Origin of the sequence: Metabacillus halosaccharovorans (assembly GCF_002019635.1) — a bacterium.
Lineage (GTDB): Bacteria > Bacillota > Bacilli > Bacillales > Bacillaceae > Metabacillus > Metabacillus halosaccharovorans.
On sequence record NZ_KV917372.1, the window covers coordinates 515,508 to 539,182 of the forward strand.

At 36.5% G+C, this 23,675-nt stretch carries 23 protein-coding genes; 19 read left to right on the forward strand and 4 right to left on the reverse strand.

The genetic code is table 11. The annotated features are described in order from the left end of the window. The first annotated feature begins 46 nt into the window (after positions 1–46). From BK577_RS16795 to BK577_RS16835, 9 genes are all read left to right on the forward strand, one after another. The gene (locus BK577_RS16795) at positions 47–1,585 is read left to right on the forward strand and encodes an ATP-binding cassette domain-containing protein (RefSeq protein WP_078434014.1); all 1,539 of its coding nucleotides are present in this window, start codon (positions 47–49) and stop codon (positions 1,583–1,585) included. Next, entirely contained in the window at positions 1,582–2,709 is a 1,128-nt protein-coding gene (locus tag BK577_RS16800; protein WP_078434015.1) for an ABC transporter permease, read from the forward strand. Before BK577_RS16795 ends, BK577_RS16800 begins: the two co-directional genes overlap by 4 nt. Before the next feature lie 23 nt (positions 2,710–2,732). Further along, on the forward strand, positions 2,733–3,662 hold the full coding sequence (locus BK577_RS16805; protein WP_078434016.1) for an ABC transporter permease: 930 nt from the start codon (positions 2,733–2,735) through the stop codon (positions 3,660–3,662). 77 nt (positions 3,663–3,739) lie between these two features. Continuing rightward, positions 3,740–4,867 (forward strand): BMP family ABC transporter substrate-binding protein, encoded by a 1,128-nt coding sequence (locus BK577_RS16810; RefSeq protein WP_078434017.1) that lies wholly within the window; start codon positions 3,740–3,742, stop codon positions 4,865–4,867. A gap of 6 nt (positions 4,868–4,873) precedes the next feature. Further along, positions 4,874–5,866 carry an aromatic ring-hydroxylating dioxygenase subunit alpha gene (locus BK577_RS16815; protein WP_139367374.1) on the forward strand — a complete coding sequence of 331 codons (993 nt, stop codon included), beginning with the start codon at positions 4,874–4,876 and terminating at the stop codon, positions 5,864–5,866. Positions 5,867–6,348: 482 nt separating this feature from the next. Beyond that, positions 6,349–7,413, forward strand: a complete 1,065-nt coding sequence (locus BK577_RS16820) for a M14 family zinc carboxypeptidase (RefSeq protein WP_078434018.1) — start codon at positions 6,349–6,351, stop codon at positions 7,411–7,413. Positions 7,414–7,622: 209 nt separating this feature from the next. Continuing rightward, a complete protein-coding gene (locus tag BK577_RS16825; RefSeq protein ID WP_180321223.1) occupies positions 7,623–8,624 on the forward strand; it encodes a TAXI family TRAP transporter solute-binding subunit in 1,002 nt (333 codons plus the stop codon). 78 nt (positions 8,625–8,702) lie between these two features. Continuing rightward, the gene (locus BK577_RS16830; RefSeq protein ID WP_245823533.1) at positions 8,703–9,215 is read left to right on the forward strand and encodes a DUF1850 domain-containing protein; all 513 of its coding nucleotides are present in this window, start codon (positions 8,703–8,705) and stop codon (positions 9,213–9,215) included. After that, positions 9,205–11,175, forward strand: coding sequence for a TRAP transporter permease (locus BK577_RS16835; RefSeq protein ID WP_078434021.1), 1,971 nt, complete (start codon positions 9,205–9,207; stop codon positions 11,173–11,175). The genes BK577_RS16830 and BK577_RS16835 overlap by 11 nt, the downstream gene beginning before the upstream one ends. A gap of 136 nt (positions 11,176–11,311) precedes the next feature. On the opposite strand, the gene BK577_RS16840 is transcribed toward BK577_RS16835, so the two are convergent. Beyond that, positions 11,312–11,497, reverse strand: a complete 186-nt coding sequence (locus BK577_RS16840; RefSeq protein ID WP_026562562.1) for an alpha/beta-type small acid-soluble spore protein — start codon at positions 11,495–11,497, stop codon at positions 11,312–11,314. 184 nt (positions 11,498–11,681) lie between these two features. Here BK577_RS16840 and BK577_RS26080 point away from each other — a divergent pair, with 184 nt between their 5' ends. The 6 genes from BK577_RS26080 to BK577_RS16865 all read left to right on the forward strand — a co-directional run bounded on the left by BK577_RS26080 (position 11,682) and on the right by BK577_RS16865 (position 15,919). Further along, entirely contained in the window at positions 11,682–11,822 is a 141-nt protein-coding gene (locus BK577_RS26080) for a hypothetical protein (RefSeq protein WP_169908340.1), read from the forward strand. Positions 11,823–12,059: 237 nt separating this feature from the next. Further along, positions 12,060–12,710 (forward strand): 5,6-dimethylbenzimidazole synthase, encoded by a 651-nt coding sequence (bluB, locus tag BK577_RS16845; RefSeq protein WP_078434022.1) that lies wholly within the window; start codon positions 12,060–12,062, stop codon positions 12,708–12,710. Between the two features lie 96 nt (positions 12,711–12,806). Further along, entirely contained in the window at positions 12,807–14,132 is a 1,326-nt protein-coding gene (locus BK577_RS16850) for a M48 family metallopeptidase (protein WP_169908342.1), read from the forward strand. Between the two features lie 192 nt (positions 14,133–14,324). Next, positions 14,325–14,609 (forward strand): DUF3219 family protein, encoded by a 285-nt coding sequence (locus BK577_RS16855; protein WP_078434024.1) that lies wholly within the window; start codon positions 14,325–14,327, stop codon positions 14,607–14,609. A 12-nt stretch (positions 14,610–14,621) separates the two neighbouring features. Further along, a complete protein-coding gene (locus BK577_RS16860; RefSeq protein WP_078434025.1) occupies positions 14,622–15,617 on the forward strand; it encodes an LLM class flavin-dependent oxidoreductase in 996 nt (331 codons plus the stop codon). A 68-nt stretch (positions 15,618–15,685) separates the two neighbouring features. Then, on the forward strand, positions 15,686–15,919 hold the full coding sequence (locus BK577_RS16865) for a hypothetical protein (RefSeq protein ID WP_078434026.1): 234 nt from the start codon (positions 15,686–15,688) through the stop codon (positions 15,917–15,919). Between the two features lie 39 nt (positions 15,920–15,958). On the opposite strand, the gene BK577_RS16870 is transcribed toward BK577_RS16865, so the two are convergent. Continuing rightward, positions 15,959–16,474: an NUDIX domain-containing protein gene (locus BK577_RS16870; RefSeq protein WP_245823534.1), complete on the reverse strand. Its 516-nt coding sequence runs from the start codon at positions 16,472–16,474 to the stop codon at positions 15,959–15,961. A 275-nt stretch (positions 16,475–16,749) separates the two neighbouring features. On the opposite strand from BK577_RS16870, the gene BK577_RS16875 reads away from it, so the two are divergent. Continuing rightward, on the forward strand, positions 16,750–19,932 hold the full coding sequence (locus BK577_RS16875; protein ID WP_078434027.1) for a DEAD/DEAH box helicase: 3,183 nt from the start codon (positions 16,750–16,752) through the stop codon (positions 19,930–19,932). A 175-nt stretch (positions 19,933–20,107) separates the two neighbouring features. Next, on the forward strand, positions 20,108–21,226 hold the full coding sequence (locus BK577_RS16880; protein WP_245823535.1) for an alpha/beta hydrolase: 1,119 nt from the start codon (positions 20,108–20,110) through the stop codon (positions 21,224–21,226). Positions 21,227–21,273: 47 nt separating this feature from the next. Here the strand turns inward: BK577_RS16880 and BK577_RS16885 are convergent, their stop codons facing one another. Next, entirely contained in the window at positions 21,274–21,567 is a 294-nt protein-coding gene (locus BK577_RS16885) for a Dabb family protein (protein ID WP_078434029.1), read from the reverse strand. 152 nt (positions 21,568–21,719) lie between these two features. Between BK577_RS16885 and BK577_RS16890 the strand changes: the two genes are divergently transcribed. Next, entirely contained in the window at positions 21,720–22,094 is a 375-nt protein-coding gene (locus BK577_RS16890) for a nucleotide excision repair endonuclease (protein WP_078434030.1), read from the forward strand. A 148-nt stretch (positions 22,095–22,242) separates the two neighbouring features. Then, on the forward strand, positions 22,243–23,238 hold the full coding sequence (locus BK577_RS16895) for an LLM class flavin-dependent oxidoreductase (protein ID WP_180321238.1): 996 nt from the start codon (positions 22,243–22,245) through the stop codon (positions 23,236–23,238). 36 nt (positions 23,239–23,274) lie between these two features. Here the strand turns inward: BK577_RS16895 and BK577_RS16900 are convergent, their stop codons facing one another. After that, a complete protein-coding gene (locus tag BK577_RS16900; protein ID WP_078434031.1) occupies positions 23,275–23,487 on the reverse strand; it encodes a hypothetical protein in 213 nt (70 codons plus the stop codon). Between the last annotated feature and the right edge of the window lie 188 nt (positions 23,488–23,675).

Below are 23,675 nucleotides of genomic sequence, written 5' to 3' on the forward strand. Positions count from 1 at the left end.
AACGTTGGATAATTTAGAAAATTAAAACTAATGAGGTGATGGATGATTGCCAACTACTCAATTTGCAATTGAGATGACAAACATTGTCAAAAAATTCGGCCCTGTTATCGCGAGTGATCATGTAAACTTTTCCGTAAAAAATGGTGAGATACATGCATTATTAGGTGAAAATGGAGCAGGAAAAAGCACAATCATGAGTATGCTTTCAGGCACTTATAAAGCTGATAGTGGAACAATCATAGTCAATGGTTTACCATGTCAGATTCATTCTCCAAAAGAATCTATGAAGATGGGAATTGGAATGGTTCATCAAAACTTTCGATTAGTTCAGACTCTAACAGCTACTCAAAATATCATTCTCGGAGAAAAAGGTCAAATATGGCGGAGTACGTCTTGGATGAAAAGGAAATCAAAGGAGATTGAGCAAATTGCCGAGAAATATGGTTTAACATTCCCTACCAATGTTCCAATTTGGCAGCTTTCCGTTGGTGAACAGCAGCGTGTAGAAATTGTTAAAATACTATACCTTGGGGCAGATATTATCATTTTTGACGAGCCAACATCTGTTTTAACACCAGCTGAAGCAGAGCAATTATTTTTAACGATGCAGGAACTAAAACGGAATGGAAAAACGATGATTATTACAACACATAAGTTAAAAGAAGTAATGAAGGTTGCCGATCGCATCTCTGTTATGAGAAAAGGCAAAATGATCAAACATTTGTACAAAGAGGAAACGACTGTTCAGGAATTAGCCCAGTTAATGATCGGAAGAGAGGTAAAAAAGGGAATAACTGTTGAGTCACATCCTATAGGAAAACCAATCCTCCAAGTGAATAAGCTCACCGTTCAAACCGTACAGGGCTCAAACGCTTTAAATCAGATCGATTTTACCATACATGAACACGAGATTATTGGAATTGCCGGAGTCGCAGGCAATGGACAAAAAGAACTTGCAGAGGCATTAACAGGACTAATTCCCTGGAGCAGTGGAACTATCTTTTTTGAGGACGATCAAATAGTTAACCCCTCTATTCAGAGCTTAATTGATAAAGGAATCGCACATATACCTGAAGACCGTATGAAAAGTGGGCTCGCAGGAAGCTTAGGGATTGTTGAAAACTTACTGTTTAAATCTTATCGGTCAAAAAAACGAGCAACACTCGGATTACTAAAAAAGAAGCAAAATGAGCATTGGGCTAGTGATCTGGTCAAGAACTTTGATGTTCGTACTTCTGATTTACATAGCCCTGTTCAGCAGCTTTCTGGAGGAAATCAACAAAAGCTCTTATTCGCAAGAGAAATTGATCAAAATCCAAAACTGATGATAGCTGTCCATCCTACACAAGGACTGGATGTAGGTGCTACAGAAGCTGTTCATCAAATGTTACTTGAGCTTCGACACTCAGGAGGGGCCATTCTGCTCATTTCTGAAGACTTAGATGAAGTGCTTTATCTTTCAGACAAAATCCTTGTTCTTTATAACGGAAGAATAAATGGTGTCATTGAAAGGGGGAAGGAAGAAAAAGAATACATTGGTCAATTAATGGCTGGTTTAGACGCGATGGAAGGAGTTGTTTTATGAGTCAAAAAACCTCAATTGAACAGACAGTCATAAATGGTAATAGCACGAATAAAAGACATGAACTACCATTCCGTTTTGAATATGATCCGGACAAAAAGTCACATAGCATCCTTGTTCCAGTCCTTTCCATCATCGTAGCTTTAATGCTCTGTGGTCTCTTTATTCTATTAAATGGATTAAATCCAATAACGGTGTATTTGAAGATGCTACAAGGTGCATTTGGTTCCAGCTTTGGAATTAGTGAAACCCTTGTAAAAGCAACACCACTCTTACTTTGTGGTCTTGGCGTCGCTATCGCGTACCGTATTTCGATTTGGAATATTGGAGCAGAGGGCCAATTTTTATTAGGTGCTATCGGTGCCACGGCAATTACTATTTATTTTCCACAGTTGCCGGGTGTTGTCTATATCCCGCTTATGATTATCGTTGGTATTGTCTCAGGTGCATTGTGGGGCTTATTAACCGCTATTCCTCGTACATATTTTCAAGTAAATGAACTGATCACTTCTCTTATGCTGAATTATGTAGCACTTTTACTATTAGATTATTTTGTTTTTGGTCCATGGAGAGATCCAGAAGGCTTTAATTTTCCTGGAACACCTATGTTTGTTCCTTCTCAATTACTAGCGACGATTGGAGGTACAAGATTACACATCGGCTTATTTTTCGCTGTCATTGCTGTATTTCTCTCTGCTTTTTTCACATTAAAGACACGTTGGGGCTATGAGTTAAGGCTTTTAGGAGCGAATCCAACTGCAGCAAAATATGCAGGTATACGTATTAATAAGCATATTTTGATTGTCATGATGATAAGTGGAGGATTAGCTGGCTTAGGAGGCATGGTGGAGGTGTCAGGAGTAGCTGGAAGGCTGATGTACGGAATCTCCCCCGGTTATGGGTATACCGCCATTATCGTTGCATGGCTTGCAAAACTAAATCCATTCGCTATGATTCTTTCTTCTGTTTTTATCGGTGGTTTGATCGTTGGTGGATACAGTGTTCAAACAATAGGATTGCCGTCATCTTTATCGTTCATGCTACAAGGAGCCATTTTATTTTGTTTAATAGGTGGAGAAATGATCAGCAAATATCGCGTAAAAAAAGTATATAAAGAAAATTCATAGAGTACTAGAAAGGAGGGATTGACATGGATGTAACCGTGCTTTTATTAACAGCTGCTATATCTTCCGGAACACCCTTACTCTTTGCTGTACTTGGGGGAATATTGAGTGAAAAGGCCGGTGTTATCCATTTAGGTACAGAGGGCATAATGCTCATTGGCGCCGTAACATCCAGTATTATTTTTCTTCAAACAGAAAGCTTGATTATTACATTTTTCGGTGCTTTGTTAGCTTCAGCAGTGCTAGGGCTTATCCATGCATTTTTGTGTATTACCCTGCGCGCAAACCAGATTGTAAGCGGACTTGCAATTACTCTTTTTGGAACTGGTATGAGTGCTTACCTAGGAAAAGCTGTAGCTGGTGTTGCTTTATCAATATCCGTTCCACACGTCCCATTAACCTGGCTTGAAATCATCCCAGTTTTAGGACGTATTTTTTCTAATCTTGATCTCTTTATTTGGATGAGTATCGGTTTAGCTGTCCTTCTGTACCTTTATATGTATAAAACTTCTTTGGGTCTTCACCTTAAAGCAGTTGGTGATAGCCCATCCACCTCAGATGTGATGGGAATATCAGTTATCGGATTTCGATATATCCATGTTATTGTTGGCTCTATGCTCATGGGGCTTTCAGGCTTTTATTTAATTATGGCATACTCTCCTAACTGGATTGAAGGAATGACAGCCGGGAGAGGATGGATTGCCATTGCCTTAATTATCTTTGCGAGGTGGAATCCATTATATGCACTAGCCTGTGCCTACTTTTTTGGAGGATTAGATGCACTTGGGTTTAGAATTCAATTATTCGATATTGGCATACCTTCATATTTTTTAAAAATGATTCCGTATCTCTCTACAATTCTGGTCCTTATGTTTATCGGCTGGAAAAATAGACATAAACCACCGATTGAACCAAAAGCATTGGGACTACCATATTTTCGTGAACAGCGTTTTTAATTCTATTTGTCTATTAAAGGAGGTGATAATTCCTTAAAAAACCAGTAATTTCATTTTAAAATCTAAGGGGGATTTAGATGAAGATAAAATGGCTAGGAATGATCGTGCTTGTAATCATTTTTTTCATGTTTGCGGCTTGTTCTCAAGAAAGCTCTCAACCTGCAGAATCATCGCCGCCAGAAGAAGAAACAGAAGCTTCAACGGAAACAACAGAAATGCCAAGAGTTGCCTTTGTCTATATTGGTGTGCCTGGAGATGGCGGTTGGACATTTGAACATGATAAAGGAAGACAAGTAGTTGATGAAGCATTCGGAATCACCTCAACAACTGTAGAAAATGTACCAGAAGGCCCTGATGCTGAGCGTGTCATCGAGGAGCTCGCTCAAGATCATGACGTTATCTTTACAACAAGCTTTGGGTATATGGATCCAACTGTAAATGTAGCGAAAAAATACCCAGATGTTGTCTTCATGCATGCAACCGGATATAAAATAGAAGACAATTTAGGTACATATCAAGGTAAAGGCTATCAACCAGGCTATTTAGCCGGAATAGCAGCAGGAAATTTAACGGAAAACAACAAAATTGGCTATGTTGGCGCATTTCCAATTCCAGAGGTTATTTACACAATAAACGCCTTTACATTAGGAGCTCAAAGTGTAAATCCTGATATTGAGGTATCTGTTGTTTGGAGCAATACTTGGTTTGATCCGGCTACTGAGAGACAAGCAGCTATTACTTTACTAGATGAGGGAGTCGATGTTCTCGCAAACTATCAAGATTCCCCTGCAGGTATCCAAGCTGCTGCTGAGCGGGGAGTTTGGGGAATGGGGAATGACTCTGATATGAATAAATACGCTCCTGATACGTATGTGACAAACCCAACACTAAACTGGGGACCATATTATGTAGATGTTGTCCAAAGCATAATCGATGGTACTTGGGAACCAGGTTCATACTATGGCGGTTTAAAGGAGGAAATGGTCGACCTTGCACCATATGGAAAGAATGTTCCACAAGATGTTCAAGCTGCTGTGGAAGAGAAAAAACAAGAGATCATCGATGGTAGTTTAGAAGTTTTCACCGGGCCAATCACCGACCAAACTGGAGAAGTAAAGCTGAATGAAGGTGAAACCATGCCATTAGAAGATATATTAAGCATGAATTGGTTTGTGAAAGGTGTAAAAGGTACGATTCCGGAATAAGAAAGGATGACAACATTGATTGTAAAAGACCCAGTATTAATTCATCTATGGCATCCGGTATTATTGTCAAATGAATTAAATGAACAGCCTAAAGCTATTGAAATATTAGGAGAAAAAGTTGTGGTTTTTCGAACCTCTCAAGGTGTTTATGCCTTTAAAGATTTATGTATTCACCGGGGCGTTCCGCTTTCTCTCGGGAAAGTCGTCAATGATGAGATTATATGCCCTTACCATGGATGGACATATAATAGTTGTGGTACATGTACACGTATACCTGCCTTACCTGAAGGAAAAGCTATTCCGACAAAAGCAAAAACCATTACCTATTATTGTACTGAAGAGCTTGGTTTCATATGGGTTTGTTTAGGAGAACCGGATATGTCAAAGCCAAAAATTGGTGAACTAACATCTGACCGTTCTCAAAATAATCAGGTAAAAATGGGTCCATATGAATTGGAAGCAGCAGGTCCAAGAGTGATTGAAAACTTTTTAGATGTTTCCCATTTAATGTTTGTCCATGAAGGATTATTAGGTGATAGTCAATTTCCGGAAATTAGTGACTACCAGGTTTATCAAAAAGACGGTGTCCTGATATCTGATGAAATTGATATTTATCAGCCTGATCCTGACGGGAGAGGCCATGGTGTACATGCAAAATACACATACAAAGTGTTTCAACCCTTATGTGCCGGATTTAGAAAAAGCATTGATGATTCAGACGAATTCTTTGATTTATATCTTATTGTTTTACCCATAAATGAAAAGAAAAGCAAAGCATATATGGTCATGGAGCGAAATTATGCACTTGAGGAGGATGAAAATATATTTATACAATTTCAGGATCTATTAATCGAGCAAGATCGCATAATTGTCGAAAACCAAAAGCCTGAATTGTTGCCTTTGGACCTTCAAGCCGAATTGCACTTGAAGAGTGACCGTGTGAGCATTGCTTATCGAAAGTTCCTGATGGAAGTAGGACTAACGTTTGGAACAGAGTAAGCTAAATAGAATCTAAAAAAATAGTATGAAAAACTAATTGAGAACTTCCAGAAATGGTTGTTCTTTTTTAAGGGTTTATGTCGTTTTATGTCTAATCGAAAATAAAGTACGGAAAATAGTAAATAAATATTCAGAATAGACAATAACCACTCAAAATCGAAAATATCCCAGCAAAATCGAGAATAAGCTCGTATACTAATTTTCCTTCGACAAAAAATATACATGATCATGATCAACTAGATACTTTAGAACCAAAAATAAAAATATAATACTAGTATTTCAGTCAAATTACCTGTTTTCTATCTCTCGTCACATCCTTTTTTACTATAAAAATATAATATTAAAGATAGAAACAACCATATTTTAATTCAATAAGATCTGCTAATAATGTCAAAATGATAGGATTTCTCTGCTATTAAAACAAAATTAATATCACAGTACAATAACAATATAAATCTATAAAATATGGGAGGAATGTAATAATGAATCTAAAAAAGAAAGTAATATCTGTGTCACTATCAAGTCTATTAGCTTTTGGCGCAATGACAGTTGTTTCTTTACCAGCCGGTGCAGTCGGTAATGGGCCAAACACTGGTAATGGATCCATCCAAACATCCATTCTACATACATATGATAGTTTAGTGGAGTATTTAAAAACGCAGGATAACAAGCAGGATAAAATGGAGCTTGAAGTCATTGGTCAAACGGTCAAAGGCAGAGATATCTACATGGCGAAATACATTTCAAATCCCCAAAATCCAACTATTTTATTTCTAACACAGCAACATGGAAATGAGCAGTTGACAACAGAAGGAGCACTTGAATTTATTAAACACTTGGGAACAAATAAAACCAAAGGTGTATTAGATAATGTGAATATCCTAATCATTCCGATGCTTAATGCAGATGGAGCAATGGGAGACGTTAACTTTTCATTGGATGATTACTTAGCTGATGGAGATCGTCACTTAACTCGTTATAATGCCAATAATGTTGATTTAAACCGTGAACATGATAAAGTTCCAAGTGAAATGGAACCAGAGGCAAGGGTTCTACATGAAAATGTTTTTGCAAAGTACAACATTGATTATATGATCGACCTTCACCATCAAGGTACTCGAAGTGAAACTGAAGGTGAGCTTGTATCCGGTTCAATTTTGTATCCGACAAATGCTAACGTAAAACCTGAAGTCCTAGAGGGCTCGAAAAAACTAGGTTCAGTTGTCTATCATGCCCTTGAGAATACCGGATGGGGTCATATTGGAAAATACAATGGGGGTAACGGTGAAAATATAGGACGTAATGGTGCAGCAGTTCGATATGACATCTCTACGCTATTATTTGAAATGCGTGGAATGTCAGATCATTATATTGAATCTTACGCTCTTGGCCAAAAAAGCAATGGATATTTAATTAAACAAACAATTTCAACATTAGATACTACTGTCAGAGCCATTGCAGATGGTTCAATTGATACCGCAGATACGAGTTTTTGGGACACTTTGCCAACACAGACAAATCGTCCAAATGAAGAATCTGACGAATGATAAAACCTGATATGAGCACATCCACTATATAGGATGTGCTCATTTTGTAAGTTTGATAGAATCATGTAAATTCGATAACATCCAACCGAAAAAATACAAAACACTATGTCGAAATATCTAACATTTCATTTGACAAGCTTAATATAACCTATGGTAGTATAATGATGTGCTTTTTATACACAAATTTACCAAAAAAAGGGGGCAACACTTTGAAAAAACTTCGTAGTAGTTTTTTATTCATCATGGTTCTTTCACTTGCAATGATTATTACTGCTTGTGGCGGTGGTAATGAAGGTGGGACAAGCGGTGCTGGTGAAGAAGGCGGCACTGATGGCGGGAAACAAAACCTTAGCCTATTAACTGGTGGTACTGGTGGTACATATTATCCACTTGGTGGACAAATCGGAAATATTATTTCTGATAACACAGATGCAAATATTACACCTCAAACATCAGGTGCTTCTGCAGAGAACATGGAAACTTTGAGAAATGGTGAAGCAGAAATTGCTTTCTCTCAAACTGACATTGCTTCTTATGCTATTGAAGGAAAAGAAATGTTTGATGGCGCTGCTATTGATAACATTCAAGCAATTGCATCTCTTTACCCTGAAACAATTCAACTCGTTACAACTGCAGATAGTGGTATTAAATCAGTTGAAGATTTAAAAGGGAAATCTGTATCTATTGGTGCTCCTGGTTCAGGTGTATTCATCAATGCAATGCAAATTCTTGAAATCCACGGTTTAACAAATGATGATATTAAAGCTCAAAACTTATCATTTGATGAGTCTACTGATGGAATCCAATCAGGTAATATTGATGCAGCATTTGTAACTGCAGGTACTCCAACAGGAGCAGTTGAAGCATTGTCAGCACAAGAGGACGTTGTGATCGTTCCACTTGCAGATGATAAAATTGCGGAACTAGTGGAAAAATACCCGTATTACTCTGAAGATACGGTACCAAGCGGTACATACAAGCTTGAATCAGAAGTAAAAACTGTTGCTGTTAAAGCAATGCTTGTTGCTTCAAAAGATCTTGAAGAGAATTTAGTTTATGAGATGACAAAAGCAATGTTTGAAAACACTGACCAAATCACTCATGCAAAAGGAGAGCTCATTAAAGCTGAGACTGCATTAGAAGGCTTAGGTGATATGGAGCTACATCCTGGAGCAGCTAAATATTTTGAAGAAAAAGGCATTTCAAAATAAAAGCTTTTTACAATGTCGATAGATCGCTTGAGCGGTCTATCGATTTCATATGTTTTATGTATGTAAGGGATGGGTATTATGAAATTGAAATTAGTATTAATGATCTTACCTCTACTTTCGCTTATCGCATTTTTAATTTTCTTTCCTTATAAATCAATTATTGCCTTTACATATGAAGATAAAGACGAAATTCTCGCTTATTTACCATTAAAGAATGAAGACACCTTTCAAATTAAATACACCCATTCCATTCACCTCTCAGATGTGATTGAAACATATTTCGCCTCGGAAAATGAGATCACGCTAAAAGAGCTTTCTTACAAAGATTTTGCAGTTGGAATGCCCTCTAACGCCGAAGGAGACGAGGTATTTGAGGTAAAAAATGGTACATACTATATAACAAATATGAATCGTCACTTTCTATATATAGATTTAAGGCTCGGACAAGTGAGAGCGGATCATCGAATGATTTATAAGGACCACACATATACATTATCTAATTTTATAAAACCAGGAACCTGGATAAGAATATCACCACAAAAAATTTCATATTGGGAGCAATTGAAAGGAGTGAACATCAGTGAGCAATAAAGAAGAAATAAAGACTTTAACTGAAGAAGAGCAACAGGCACTTTTAGAGAAATATGATCCTGAGGCCGGAACAAGGAAGCTTACTGGAATTATTGGTTGGATAGCATTTTTAGGATTATTAGCATTCTCTCTATTCCAATTGTATACTGCCATATTTGGTGTGTTTACAGCACAAATACAGAGAACTGTTCACTTAGGCTTTGCCTTATCTTTAATCTTTTTACTATTCCCTGCTAATCGGAAGAAACGTCAGAAGGGGAAACTTCAGATTGCGTGGTACGACGGGATACTAGCTTTATTAAGTGTTGCCGTTGGAGCTTACTGGCCAATATTTTTTAATGACTTAGTTATGAGTGTTGGGCGTTTATCAACAATGGATTTCGTTGTTGGGATTATTGCAATATTGTTGGTTTTAGAAGCAACAAGAAGAGCTGTCGGTCTTCCTATTACGATTATTGCCGTTCTTTTCCTGTTATATGGATTGTACGGTCAATTTATGCCGGGGTTTCTGGCGCATAGGGGATTATCCTTAGAGCGACTTGTTCAAACAATGTTCTTTACAACTGAAGGTATCTTAGGTACACCACTTGCTGTATCTTCAACTTTTATTTTCTTATTCCTTTTATTTGGTGCATTCCTTGTTAAAACAGGGGTGGGTCAATATTTTAATGATTTAGCTGTTTCGATTGCGGGTCGAAGAATTGGGGGACCTGCAAAAGTAGCTATTTTCTCCAGTGCACTTCAAGGTACAATTAGTGGAAGCTCTGTCGCAAATGTTGTTACATCAGGATCTTTTACAATACCGATGATGAAGAAACTTGGATATAAGAAAGAGTTCGCCGGAGCAGTAGAAGCAGCAGCTTCAACTGGTGGACAGCTAATGCCGCCAATCATGGGTGCTGCCGCATTCCTGATGGTAGAGTTTATTGGTGGAGGCATTACGTATTGGGAAATTGCCAAAGCTGCTGCAATACCTGCAGTTCTTTATTTTGCAGGTATATGGATCATGACACATTTTGAAGCAAAAAGAATTGGCTTACGTGGTTTAACAAAAGAAGAAATGCCTGATCGAAAAGAAGTAATTAAGAAAATTTACTTATTACTACCTATTATTTCCGTAATTGTTTTATTAATGTCAGGTGTGATCGTTACACATGCAGCACTTTATTCCATTTTAATTGCGATTATTGTTGGACTAATTAATAAAGAAACAAGAATGGGACCTAAGGAATTTGTATTAGCACTTGTTGATGGTGCCCGTTCAGCATTAGGAGTTGCTGCAGCAACAGCCGCAGCCGGTATCATCGTAGGTATTGTAACGAAAACCGGACTTGGTTTAAAAATGGCTAATGGATTAATTGATCTTGCCGGTGGATACTTAATTCCTACATTAATGCTTACAATGCTGGCAGCATTAGTATTAGGAATGGGATCACCAACTACAGCAAACTATGTTATTACATCAACAATTGCTGCACCAGCTATTATTTTATTAGGTGTTCCTGATTTATCAGCTCACTTATTCGTGTTCTATTTTGGAATCATTGCTGATATTACACCACCTGTTGCATTAGCAGCATTCGCAGCAGCAGGTGTGGCAGGAGGAGAACCATTACGTACGGGAGTAAATTCTGCAAAACTAGCCATAGCTGCTTTCATAATCCCGTATATCTTTGTCCTTTCTCCACAGTTACTCATGATCGACACAACATGGTTTGAGTTAGTCTGGGTAATCATCACAGCATTCTCAGGAATGATAGCGATTGGTGCAGGTATCATCGGGTATTGGTTTAGAAAGTTACACTGGGCTGAACGAATTATCGCGATCATTACAGGATTGCTTTTAATCTATCCGGAAGGAATCTCTGATATAACCGGAATCATTACCTTCGTTGCATTACTTGCACTCCAAATCTTTTGGAAACGAGATAAAGAAAATACATTAAAAATGTCAAATTAGCAAGCATAACCTGAATTCACATTTAGTGGATTCAGGTTTTTTACTATAATACTTATTAATAATGAAGCTGGTTATTTTTTAAAATATAGGGAAAAGGGACCCAGATGATTCCAGGTCCCCTTAAAGGTACATCACATTATTGGTTTCGAAGTTGATTTTCAGCCATAGCGACTAAACGCTTTGTCATTTCACCACCAACCGAACCATTTGCACGAGCGGTTGTATCAGCTCCAAGTTGTACCCCAAATTCATTCGCGATTTCCTCTTTCATGGAATTCAGAGCATTTTCTGCACCTGGCACGACCAATTTATTTCTTGCCATTGTACAACACCCCTTTGAATGGATTAGGAACTTTAAGCACTGATATCAGATGCTCAATTTTAATTTGCCCAAAATGCTAAATAATATCATTCTGCTTTCAGAGCTCTGTATAACCCTATCATGAAAGGGAAACTTATATGTAAAGGCATTAATTACGTAATGTTATAAAGGAGGAAAACGGTCGATGGATATGTTTGAAAAATTTCCAGTTGCACATTTAGATTCTGATCAACTACAAAAAATTCTCACACTAGAAACCGAACTTCGCAATGAAACAAATGAGAACATTGTATTAATTGCTTATGATGAAAAAGGGGAAGAGTAGACTCTTTATATTTTTTTGTAAAATTATCCAAAATTATGTTGATATTTCCTATCTATTCTTATATGATGATATCTATTGAGTTAAATTTCTCTGTAATTAAAAAAATTCCCCGCTCAGTTATACTGGGCGGATTTTCATTTTTTCATTTTGTCTACTTTTGTATATACGCACGTATACTAGATTAAGAGTGACATAGTTTGATAGTCTTAAATTCATCTGATTTGAGGTGTAATAAACATGTTTTCCCAAGAAGAGAAAGATGCATTATACAAAGTGATTGCAACAAGAAGAGATGTGCGGAGTTTTAATAATAAACCGGTACCTGCCGATGCTGTAGATCGAATATTGAAAGCAGCACATCAAGCACCATCAGTAGGATTTATGCAGCCTTGGAATTTTATTTTAATTGATTCCAACGAATTGAAAGAAAAGCTTGCATGGGCTGCTGATAAAGAACGAAGAGCTCTTGCTATTCATTATGAAGGGGACGAAAGGGCATCAGCATTTCTTAAATTAAAGATTGAAGGAATTAAGGAAGCTCCGATTACGATCTGTATTACATGTGATCCAACTAGAGGAGGAGCCCATGTGCTTGGGAGAAATTCAATTCCGGAAACTGATATGATGTCAACAGCTTGTGCTATTCAAAATATGTGGTTAGCTTCATGTGTAGAAGGCATAGCGATGGGCTGGGTTAGTTTTTATAAAAAAGCAGATATCCGCGAAATTTTAGAAATACCTCCACATATCGATCCGGTTGCTCTCATTTCATTGGGTTATACAGATGTTTATCCAAAGGCACCCATCTTAGAATCGGCAAAATGGGAAAAGAGAAAGGATTTACAAAACTTAATCTCTAAAAATAAATGGGTGGGACCAGAGAAATAAACATACCTCAAGATACACATGACTTATATTTTTTTATGTGTATCTTTTTTAGAGAAAATTCACAGAAATTATTGTTATAAAGGAGTCATTATTTACATGAAAGAAAATCAATTAGTACATAAGCATGAGGAAACCCTTTTTATTATCTGTGTGATCACAACATGTTTAGCTGCTTTATATTTACTAATATCTATTGTTGGTGTTTTTATTTTTTTAGCGTTTGCTCTTCTTTCCCTTTTTTCACACGTTATTTCAATGTCACATATTCAGTTAAATGGTGTTAGACTTCGTGAAACACAGTTTCCGGATTTATATGAAAAAGTTGTACACCTTTCAACGAAAATGGAATTAAAAAATATTCCAGAGGTTTATATTCTTGAATCTGGTGGTTTATTAAATGCGTTTGCGACAAAAGTACTTGCTATCTCGGGAAAAAATATGGTTGTTTTATATTCTGATTTTGTTGATATCGCCGATGAATCCCCAGATTTTGATATTGATTATATTATTGCACACGAACTTGCCCATTTAAAACGAAATCATATTACAAAAAGTATCTTTGTATCGTTAGCTATGTGGATTCCATTCTTGGGGACTAGTTATCTGCGAATGGCTGAATATACCTGTGATCGAATGGCTGCTTTTTATACAGAAAAACCTCAAAATGCAATCAATGGATTATTAATTTTAGCAGCAGGAAGACGATTATATAACAAAGTCAACTTGAATGATTTTTTAGAGCAATATAATGAGAAAAAAGGATTTTTTGCAACACTAACAGAGTTAGTGTCAACTCATCCGCCAATTCCAAAAAGAATACATGAAATTGAAACATTTATGAATGCTGATAACCAACCAACAGTAACATTAGTAAGTAAAACAAAACAAGTTGTCTTTATCATTGTCCTGGTTTTCTTCCTGTTGCCTGGGTTATTTATAGGGTTAACCGTAGGAACTGCATTCGTAATCTCCAAGCTTGATTTCTTAAGTGGATTTGCAGATCCATATAGCTACGAAGAAGAATATAATTATGAAGACGAACCTTTAATGCAATCAATTGTTGATAATGATCCGGAAACAGTTGAACAATTATTAGAGGATGGGTCAGATCCTAATACGATTAATGAATTTGGCGAAAGTGCACTAATGGTTGCCATTATGAATGAGAAACTGGATATTGTTCCAATGCTTCTTGAATATGGGGCAAATCCGAATCATCAGGATGATTACGGATGGACACCGTTAATGTCAGCCGTTGTTGCGGGTGATCTTGAATCAGGAAAATTACTGCTCGAATCTGGGGCTGATCCAACATTACAAGATACTGATGGCTTGTCAGCAATGGACTATGCAAATGATTATGATAATCAGGAATTTATTCAGTTACTTGATTCGTATCTAAATGATCCTAGCATGTTCTAACAAGCTTCAGTTATATCATGAATAAAAATAGTGAAAAGGATGAACATAATCAGGTTCATCCTTTTTTATATAGTCTTTTTTCCGGGATGGTTTAAAGATATGATCCATCACCTTAAGTCAATTTATTTTTCATAAGAAGAAAATTATTATATGATCGTATATACATATAATGAACAATAGGAGGCTTACTTTATGGTAACTGAAGTCTATTTAAATGATACACCTATATCTATAACCAAGTACGAAGAAAAATCAGTTAATAATCTTATTCAAATATCAGTAGAATTCCTTGTTACTAGTGACGATTATCATGACATCACGACTTTATTATACAGAAATACGTTTCATGTAAAAATACCTGAAAGAAATATTACTTTTCATGGGGTTATAAATAACTATTCCACTTCCTTGACAAATTTATATAAAGAAAACCAAGTATCAACATTTTCTTTACAAATCATTGAACAGTTAAAATAGAGAGGCGATAAAATGAGGTTAAGTATATTAGATCAGGCACCTATATCTTCAAACCAGACACCTCGTGACGCGTTACTGGAATCATTACAATTAGCCCAAGCAGGTGAGCGTCTAGGGTATACTCGTTTTTGGATTGCTGAACATCATGATTTAGCAGGATTGGCATGCTCATCACCTGAAGTAATGTTAGCTTATATTGGAGCAAATACAGAAACAATTCGCATTGGTTCGGGAGCTGTTTTATTACCATATTACAGACCTTATAAGGTAGCAGAAACATATAACATGATAGCTACTTTATTCCCTGATCGAATTGATATAGGGATCGGCCGTGCACCGGGGGGTTCAGCAGAAGCAACAAATGCGTTATCAGACCAGTTTCTCCAACAAGTGTGGGATTTACCAAAATCTATAATGGAGTTACTTCATTTTATTTATAACGACTTTCCATCAGATCATGAATATGCCAAAGTTCAAGCAGCTCCACTTCCTGACAAAGCTCCAGAACCTTGGCTCCTGGGGACAAGTAAAAAAAGTGCCCTATTAGCTGCAAAAACAGGATTAAGCTATGCATTTGGGCAGTTTATGAGTGATAATGACGGTAAAGATATTATTAAACAATATCTTGATCATTTCAAACCAAAACGAATAGAAAACCAACCCAACGTAATTCTGACGGTTTCAGTGATTTGTGCAGAAACGAATGAGAAAGCGGAAGAAATTGCGTTAAGTTCTCTATTATGGTCTATTCAAAAAGAGAAAGGAGAAGGAACAAAAGGTGTTCCTTCTATTCAAGAGGCAATAGAATATCCTTATTCCGAAGAAGAACAGCAAAAAATTGAAAAGATAAAACAAAAAATGATCATTGGTAACCCGTTAGAGGTAAAACAGAAGTTAATCGATATTCAAGCTTCTTATCAAGCAAATGAAATCATGCTTGTCACAATCACACATTCGCCTGAAGATCGTCTCACATCTTATCAGTTAATTGCAGAAGCATTCATGTAACATGTATAATCCATCTTTTATCGCTCATTCTATAGTAGAGAAGAGTGTATAGATGAGGAGATGGCATAATGAAGGGTTATGATATTACACATATGATCGTAGATGATGGATTATATGGAGAAGAAACTGTGACAACTGAATTCACTCATAAAAATAAAGATTATAGTATCACGTTTAAAAAATCAGATCTCGAAATTTTAAATAAATGGGTATTTGAAAACAATACCTCACTCCCGACAAATCTTTCAGATGAATTGATTGAACTCATTCGGGATGAAGTGAAGAAGAAGATAAACGAATAACCTCAACAAGATGATGTTACCCCTTGTTGAGGCTTATCTTTATATTGAAAAAAGTAAAGAGTCTTTCAGTACAGTTATTTCATCTTTTTGTAGCCCATTATCAGCACTTTCAAAAGCTATTTTTACTAGCCACCTCGTAAATGGAGCAACATTCATTTGTTCAATTTCTTCTAGACTGTAAAAACCTGCTTCATCTGACTCAATTCCATCAGGAACCGGATCACCATTTATATAATCCATTGTAAAAGCAATATAAACATTATGAATTTGGCGTGGGAGGTCACGAAGTGCAACAATCCTATTTACTTTTGCTGTAATACCAGCTTCTTCTTTGACCTCTCTTTGAATCGTTTCTTCAATATTTTCAAATTGTTCAATATATCCGCCAGGATTAGTCCAATATCCTTTACCAGGATCATGAGCACGTTTCACAAGGAGAATTTTGTTTTCTCTAATTACTAACCCTCCTACACCGATACTATAATCTCCCCAATATACAAACTCACAACCTGAGCATGCTTTTCTTTCTACACCATCGATTACTCGCAAACCCATTTGCGAACCACATTTCATACAAAAGTTTACTGACAAATTCATCATCCTTATTCTTATAAATTCTTTTCTTATATTCTCCAATGACGTCACCATTCCCTCCTTTTGTGGAAAATGAGGAAGAATTACAACGAATCAAGAAGAAAAGTAGCATATTTTGCGCTTGCCCAGGAAATGTTCTTGGTATATTCCCATTACCTATCATGAATAAATTCATGGTAAACTGTATACTGACATTTATCTTAAAATAGTTAATCCGCTTCAAAGGAGGCCAGACATTGAATATTAAACTAAACCATCAAATCATAAAAGAAGTGTGTGGCATAACATCCTTTAAACGGGGAAGTGCTTTTTATCATGCAAATAAAGTAGTCTTTGACTCTTATCAAGACCATCAATATAATGCAACAGTCACTGGGACAGAAGACTTTTACGTTACAATTAAACATGAGGGAAAAGGAGAATTTAAAGCAGAGTGTACTTGCCCAAAGCTAGCATCTTTTGATAAAGATTGTCAGCATATTGCGGCTGTTTTGTTATCAATCTATGAGCAGCAAAGGAAAGGAACAATGCTAGAAGATTCTGAATCGTCAACCGAACAATTGACAGAAGGATTGTTTGGCTTATTTAATGGTTCTCAATTCCGAGCAAGCAGACATCAAGATCACTTTGAAAATCGTGAAGTGTTGGAAACAGAATTTGTTTGTAAGCCCATTAAAGGAGAAGACGGGCATTATTTACTTGGAATAGAGATAAGTATTCATAACCAAAAAATTCAACATATCCGTAGATTCTTAGAAAAATTAAAGAAAGGAGACGCTATCCAGCTTTCTTCTTTTACTTTTTATCATGATAAGCATTGCTTTCTGAAAGAAGATGATGTGATTTTACAACAACTAATTCAAGTTGTTCATGACGAGAAAATTTATAATGAACATAGGTTAACACAATCCAAACTTATACTAATTCCACCGACTTCATTTGGAAAGCTATTTCCTTTGCTCTTACAAGCACCACTCGTGAAGTTAGAAAATGAGAAAAAACGTTATCTAAGGATCATTCAATCAAAGGATTTGCTCCCTATTAATTTTAGTTTGGATAAGACTCACCATAACGGCTATGAACTATTGATTAACGGTTTGGAAAAAATGGTAGTCCTACAACCATATCAATGTATTTTATATGAAAATACGGTTACTTTTCTAGAGAACGAAGATTCAATTCGATTATTTGAGATGCAACAGATGCTCAAATCCTCCGGGACTAATCGACTCATGATTCCTCAAAATCAAATAGCGACTTTTCTTGAAAAGGTGGTACCAGGACTCCGTAGACTTGGAAACGTATCATTTACAACCGAAATGATAAATTTGATGATAAAAACACCATTAGTCGCAAAACTGTATTTAGATCGAATTAAAAATCGGTTATTGGCAAGCCTGGAATTTCAATATGATCATATCATTCTTAATCCTCTTGAAACTCGTGAGCCACCAACGAATACATTGCTCATGAGAGATCTGGAAAAAGAAAATGAAATTTTAAGGTTGATGGAAGAGGCTATGTTTTCTCAAACCGAAGAAGGCTACTATCTACAAAATGAAGAACTAGAATATGAATTTTTACACTATCTTGTGCCTAAGCTTCAGAAGCTTACACAAATCTATGCTACAACAGCGGTACGCTCTCGTCTCTTTAAGGAAAATGTGAAACCGCAAATACGTATTAAAATGAAAAAGGAACGGATAAATTGGTTAGAATTCAAGTTTGAAATAGAAGGATTTGTAGATAAACAAATAAAGGAAATATTGGAAGCCCTTGAAGAGAAAAGGAAATATTATCGATTAAAAAACGGCTCATTGCTTTCTTTAGAATCAAGAGAGTTTCAGGAAATACAACGGTTTCTCCAATCTCCTTTTCTCCAAAATCAACGTTTATCTGATGGATTGGATATACCTTTCGAGCAATGTATTCAACTTCTTGATTATGTTGACAGCAGTGAATCATTTCAATTAGAAGCCTCTTTTAGAGAGTTTCTTCAAACAGTGCGGGAACCTGGAAGCCTTGAATTTCAAATACCTGAGAGTTTGGAGTCAATTCTTAAGGACTATCAAAAAACAGGATACAAATGGATGAAAACCCTTGCCCATTATGGATTTGGAGGAATATTAGCCGATGACATGGGATTAGGGAAAACTGTCCAGAGCATCGCGTTTATTGTGTCAGAGCTTTCATCTATTCGTGAGACAAAAAATCCTGTTCTCATTGTATGCCCATCATCACTCACCTATAATTGGCTAAGTGAACTTCTAACTTTTGCGCCGGAGGTACAGGCTATCGTGTTAGATGGCAGTAGAGCAGAACGGGAATCCCTACAAAAGGATTTAACAAATATAGATGTTGTCATTACGTCGTATCCTTTATTACGTAAGGACATTAAGTGGTATGAGAAACAAGATTTTCATTCCGTATTTTATGATGAAGCACAATCATTTAAAAACCCTCTGACCCAAACAGCACGGGCTGTAAAAAAAATAAAAGCAATCAACCGTTTTGCTCTTACAGGTACTCCAGTTGAAAATTCAGCAGAAGAGCTTTGGGCAATTTTTCATGTTGTGTTTCCACAGCTGTTTTTAGGATTAAAGGAATACAGTCAGCTAACAAATAAGACGATATCACGCAGAATTCGGCCATTTTTATTAAGACGAATAAAAGAAGAAGTTTTACACGAATTTCCGAAAAAATACGAAGAAACAGATACTGTCGAGTTGCTTCAGGAACAGAAGAAGCTGTATGCAGCATATTTGGCAAAGCTTAGACATGACACACTTAAACATTTAGATAAAGATACAATTCGAAAAAACCGAATTCGAATTTTAGCAGGGATCACACGATTACGACAAATTTGCTGTCATCCAAAACTCTTTGTAGACGGATATAAGGGCAGCTCAGCAAAATTTGAACAGCTCTTTCACCTCATTGAGGAAGCAAAACATGCCGGAAAAAGGGTGCTCATTTTTTCTCAGTTTACAAAAATGTTAGAGCTTATAGGAAAAGAGCTCACATTAAGAGGACTTTCATACTTTTATCTTGATGGACAAACACCCTCCGAGGAGCGGGTAGAAATTTGCCAACGATACAATGCAGGGGAAAGAGATTACTTTCTCATTTCATTAAAAGCAGGAGGAACCGGCCTGAACTTAATGGGTGCGGACACCGTTATCTTGTATGATACATGGTGGAACCCTGCAGTAGAAGAGCAAGCAGCCGATCGTGCCCATCGTATTGGCCAGAAAAACTCTGTAACCGTGTTAAAACTTATTTCAAAAGGTACGATAGAAGAAAAGATGAATGAGCTCCAAGATAAGAAGAGAAATCTGGTCGAAGAAATCATTGAATCCAACAGCGAGATGTCTTCAACACTTACAGAAGAAGATATCAGAGAAATTTTAATGCAATAAGCCTTCAATCAAAGATTGAAGGCTTTTCCCTATGCTTCCTAAAATTGGCGTATTTATTCCTGTCTGCCATCTATTATACTAGAATAATAGATGAACATAGTTTTTCTAAAGAAGGAGGGAAGCGACTTACTGCAACATTATGTTAAAACAACTAAAGAGATTTGTTCTCTCAATTATGACTATTATCCTTTTATGTGTCATTGGTGTTATTATAACGGTAGAATATTGGAGTCACACAGAAGCAGGGAAGGTTCCTGTAAAAACCGGTGTTTTATTACATGCAGTCGATCAACGAATTGTAACATCCGGTATGAAGGTCCCTAAAATCTTTACAGGTTCTGGTGAATCCCGTTTTGACCGTAAAGATATGACCATTCCAATGTCAGATGGGGCAAAAATACCGGTCAGAATCTATCAACCTAAAGCAGAAGGTCCACATCCTATCATTTTATATTATCATGGCGGAGCTTTTTTAGAAGGCTATGGAAACATTCAAACACATGATAATATCGTCCGGGCACTTGCCTCTAAAACAAATAGTGTTGTTATTTCTGTCGGATATCGCTTAGCACCTACATATCCTTTTCCAACTGCAACCGAGGATAGCTATGAAGCACTGGCCTGGGCAAAGAAACATGCTGATCTAATTGATGGAGATTCTTCTAAACTAGCTGTAGTGGGAGATAGTGCCGGAGGAAATTTAGCGACAGTCGTCACGATGATGGCCCGGGATAGAAACGGACCAAAGATTACCGCTCAAGCATTATTATATCCGTTAACTACGTTTCAAGATGTTTCATTTCCTTCACGTCAAACATATGATAGCGGCTATTATTTTATATCAAGAAGTGTTATGGAAAAAGCTAGAGAAAATTATACCCCTGATGAAAAAATGTGGTCAAATCCCTATACATCACCACTTGATGCCAACCTTAACAACCTTCCTCCAGCGTTCATCATAACAGCTGAGTTTGATCCACTTCGCGATGAGGGAGAAGCGTATGGAAAACGTTTAGCTGACTATAATATTCCAGTTACGGCGACTCGGTATAATGGTGTCATGCACGGGTTTGTTTCATTATATGAGGTTATGCATAGAGGAAAACAAGCATTAGATGAAACAGCAACATTTTTAAATACAGCTTTTTGGGAACAACCAACCTATCAATCTTATAACTTTACAATCAATGAAGAGCAATCCACGATGGAAAAACTTCAAGATCGGGGAGAAGCCTATGCAATTGGAGCTTTTTTGATAGGAAAACAGGCCTTTTCATTAATGACATCTTGGTAAAATAAAAAAAGGATGATCAAGTTATATGTTGATCATCCCTTTTTCACTTATATTTCAAAATCTACAACAACAATATCAGAAAGACCGATCTCTTTTAAGTAAGAAACAGCTTCCTGGTGTTTTTCATGTGGACCATATGCTTCAAGAGCCTGCTTATCTTCAAATCGTACTGTAAGACCTACTTGGAATCCCTGGCTCCTATCTGAAAAGTTTAAACCCGCTTGAATATCGACAATTCCGGAGATTTCATTTTTTAAATTTTTCAGCTTTTCAATCGCTTCTGTTTGTTGCTCAACAGACGTTGTCTCGTTAAATTTAAATATCACTATATGTTCAACCACTGCTACTCCTCCTAATATGTACACCTATTTTACTTTTCCCTTTTATTATTGCATAATTCAGAAGAGATGTTCAATTAAAAAAGGATTGTGTATAAGAAGAAGGAACGCTATAGTTAAATGAGCTTAGAACTATTAATAAAGGAAGTGTAAACTTGATTAACATAGAAATACCTAAAAGTGATGTATCGATTATTAAAAGAAAGCAGCCAGTACAAGAGAATACACCTGTCATAAAATCAATTCAAGGATTTATTGATCTTCATGAAATCCCAAGAGATAAAGGCGGAGTGATCTTGTTTTACAACAGACAGGATGAGCTGTTATTTGTCGGCAAAGCTAGAAAACTAAGACAACGTGTAAAAAAACATCTTGAAGACACCGTTTCTCCGTTAAAAAATCATCGAGATGAAGTTTTTCGCATTGATGTTTCTATAGTGGAAGATCCGATGGAACGTGAAATATATGAAACGTATATCATCAATACATTACAAGCAAAATACAATGTAGACAAGGTGTTCTTTAATTAATAAAAAATCGGGTACTATGCAAAGTTGCATAGTCCTTTTTTCGTTTCAGGAACAATGAAAAGAGTATAATTTCTCAGGCTGGAAAATTGAGAAGCTGAATGTCTTATATTAGACTAATCAAAGAATAAAGAGTAAGAAAGAGGTGAATATCATTAAGCTAAGTGTTCTGGACCAATCAGTAATTAGAAAAGGGGAAACAGCAAGTATATCTTTTAATCAAACTCTAGAACTTGCAAAGTTTTCTGAAGATCTGGGATATACACGGTTTTGGGTAGCAGAACATCATAATACAAGCGGAATTGCAGGGACATCACCAGAGATTTTAATCTCACATATTGCTGCAAATACGAGTACTATCCGTATTGGTTCTGGCGGAGTACTTCTTCCACAATATAGTCCATATAAAGTTGCTGAGAATTTTAAGCTACTAGAAACTCTTTACCCTAACCGTATTGATCTGGGGATTGGCCGTTCACCAGGAGGGTCTCCTGCAACCCGATTAGCATTAACGGATAGTTTACGAAAAAGTATGAATGAATTCCCGAGGCAAATATCAGACCTACAAGGATACTTAGATGACTCTATACCTGACTCTCACCCTTATCATAACGTTAAAGCCTATCCTGTTAGTGATGGATTACCTGAACTTTGGATTTTAGGCGTCACACACCGTGGAGCAAGACTATCAGCAGAAAAAGGTACGGCATTTACATTCGGACATTTTATCAACCCGGAAAATGGATTGAGAGCAATGGAAACATATCGGGAGAATTTTCAGCCGTCAATTTCTCTAAAAACTCCAAAGACCAATGTATGTATCTTTGTTATATGTGCACCTACACAGGAAAGGGCAGAGGAGATCGCCATAAGTCAGGATATTTGGTTATTATCCGTAGAAAAAGGGTTAGATACACATATTCTGCCTGTTCACGAAGCGAAGAATGTCAAACTAACTAAAAAGGATAAAGAAAGAATCGTGGAAAATAGGAGAAGAATGGTAATAGGTACACCTAAGAAAGTTCGAGAGGAAATCATTCGATTACGTGATTACTATAAGACCGAAGAGTTTATGATCATCAATAATACCTATGACTTTCAAGAAAAGTTGCAAACATATAGGTTATTGGCAGAACAATTTCTCTAAAAAATGCGGGACATATGTTGTCACCGCATTTTACCTTTACCGTTTTTTCTTTTTATCATTACCTAATGGCTGATTCTTAACTTTTTTCTCAAGAACCACATTTACTTGAACAAGATCTTCAATAGTCTTTACGCTTAAAACCTTCCCTTTACGCCCTTTAATTTTTACCGCATCGTCCTCAGAAGGAACATGATTCAATAACTGACACAACAAAACCGTATTTTCTTCCACAAAATGAACAACTGCCACTTTTCATTTCTCCTTTTTATCAATTTGTCAAAAAAGGATTTCTAGAACTAATCTCCATTTGTTAGTACATTGTTATATGATATGAAACTATGTATAAAAAGACACAGATATTGTTTGAATGTTAAATCAAAGGAAAATCATGCTAATATAGATAAGGTTACATTTCCAGAATAATAGACAAAGTTTTG

Excerpts from the sequence above, each read along its gene's own strand:
- BK577_RS16800 (WP_078434015.1), top strand. The coding sequence starts at position 1,582 with ATGAGTCAAAAAACCTCAATTGAACAGACAGTCATAAATGGTAATAGC.
- BK577_RS16805 (WP_078434016.1), top strand. The coding sequence starts at position 2,733 with ATGGATGTAACCGTGCTTTTATTAACAGCTGCTATATCTTCCGGAACA.
- BK577_RS16810 (WP_078434017.1), top strand. The coding sequence starts at position 3,740 with ATGAAGATAAAATGGCTAGGAATGATCGTGCTTGTAATCATTTTTTTC.
- BK577_RS16815 (WP_139367374.1), top strand. The coding sequence starts at position 4,874 with ATGACAACATTGATTGTAAAAGACCCAGTATTAATTCATCTATGGCAT.
- BK577_RS16820 (WP_078434018.1), top strand. The coding sequence starts at position 6,349 with ATGAATCTAAAAAAGAAAGTAATATCTGTGTCACTATCAAGTCTATTA.
- BK577_RS16830 (WP_245823533.1), top strand. The coding sequence starts at position 8,703 with ATGAAATTGAAATTAGTATTAATGATCTTACCTCTACTTTCGCTTATC.
- BK577_RS16840 (WP_026562562.1), bottom strand. The coding sequence starts at position 11,497 with ATGGCAAGAAATAAATTGGTCGTGCCAGGTGCAGAAAATGCTCTGAAT.
- BK577_RS26080 (WP_169908340.1), top strand. The coding sequence starts at position 11,682 with ATGGATATGTTTGAAAAATTTCCAGTTGCACATTTAGATTCTGATCAA.
- bluB (WP_078434022.1), top strand. The coding sequence starts at position 12,060 with ATGTTTTCCCAAGAAGAGAAAGATGCATTATACAAAGTGATTGCAACA.
- BK577_RS16850 (WP_169908342.1), top strand. The coding sequence starts at position 12,807 with ATGAAAGAAAATCAATTAGTACATAAGCATGAGGAAACCCTTTTTATT.
- BK577_RS16855 (WP_078434024.1), top strand. The coding sequence starts at position 14,325 with ATGGTAACTGAAGTCTATTTAAATGATACACCTATATCTATAACCAAG.
- BK577_RS16860 (WP_078434025.1), top strand. The coding sequence starts at position 14,622 with ATGAGGTTAAGTATATTAGATCAGGCACCTATATCTTCAAACCAGACA.
- BK577_RS16865 (WP_078434026.1), top strand. The coding sequence starts at position 15,686 with ATGAAGGGTTATGATATTACACATATGATCGTAGATGATGGATTATAT.
- BK577_RS16870 (WP_245823534.1), bottom strand. The coding sequence starts at position 16,474 with ATGGGTTTGCGAGTAATCGATGGTGTAGAAAGAAAAGCATGCTCAGGT.
- BK577_RS16880 (WP_245823535.1), top strand. The coding sequence starts at position 20,108 with ATGACTATTATCCTTTTATGTGTCATTGGTGTTATTATAACGGTAGAA.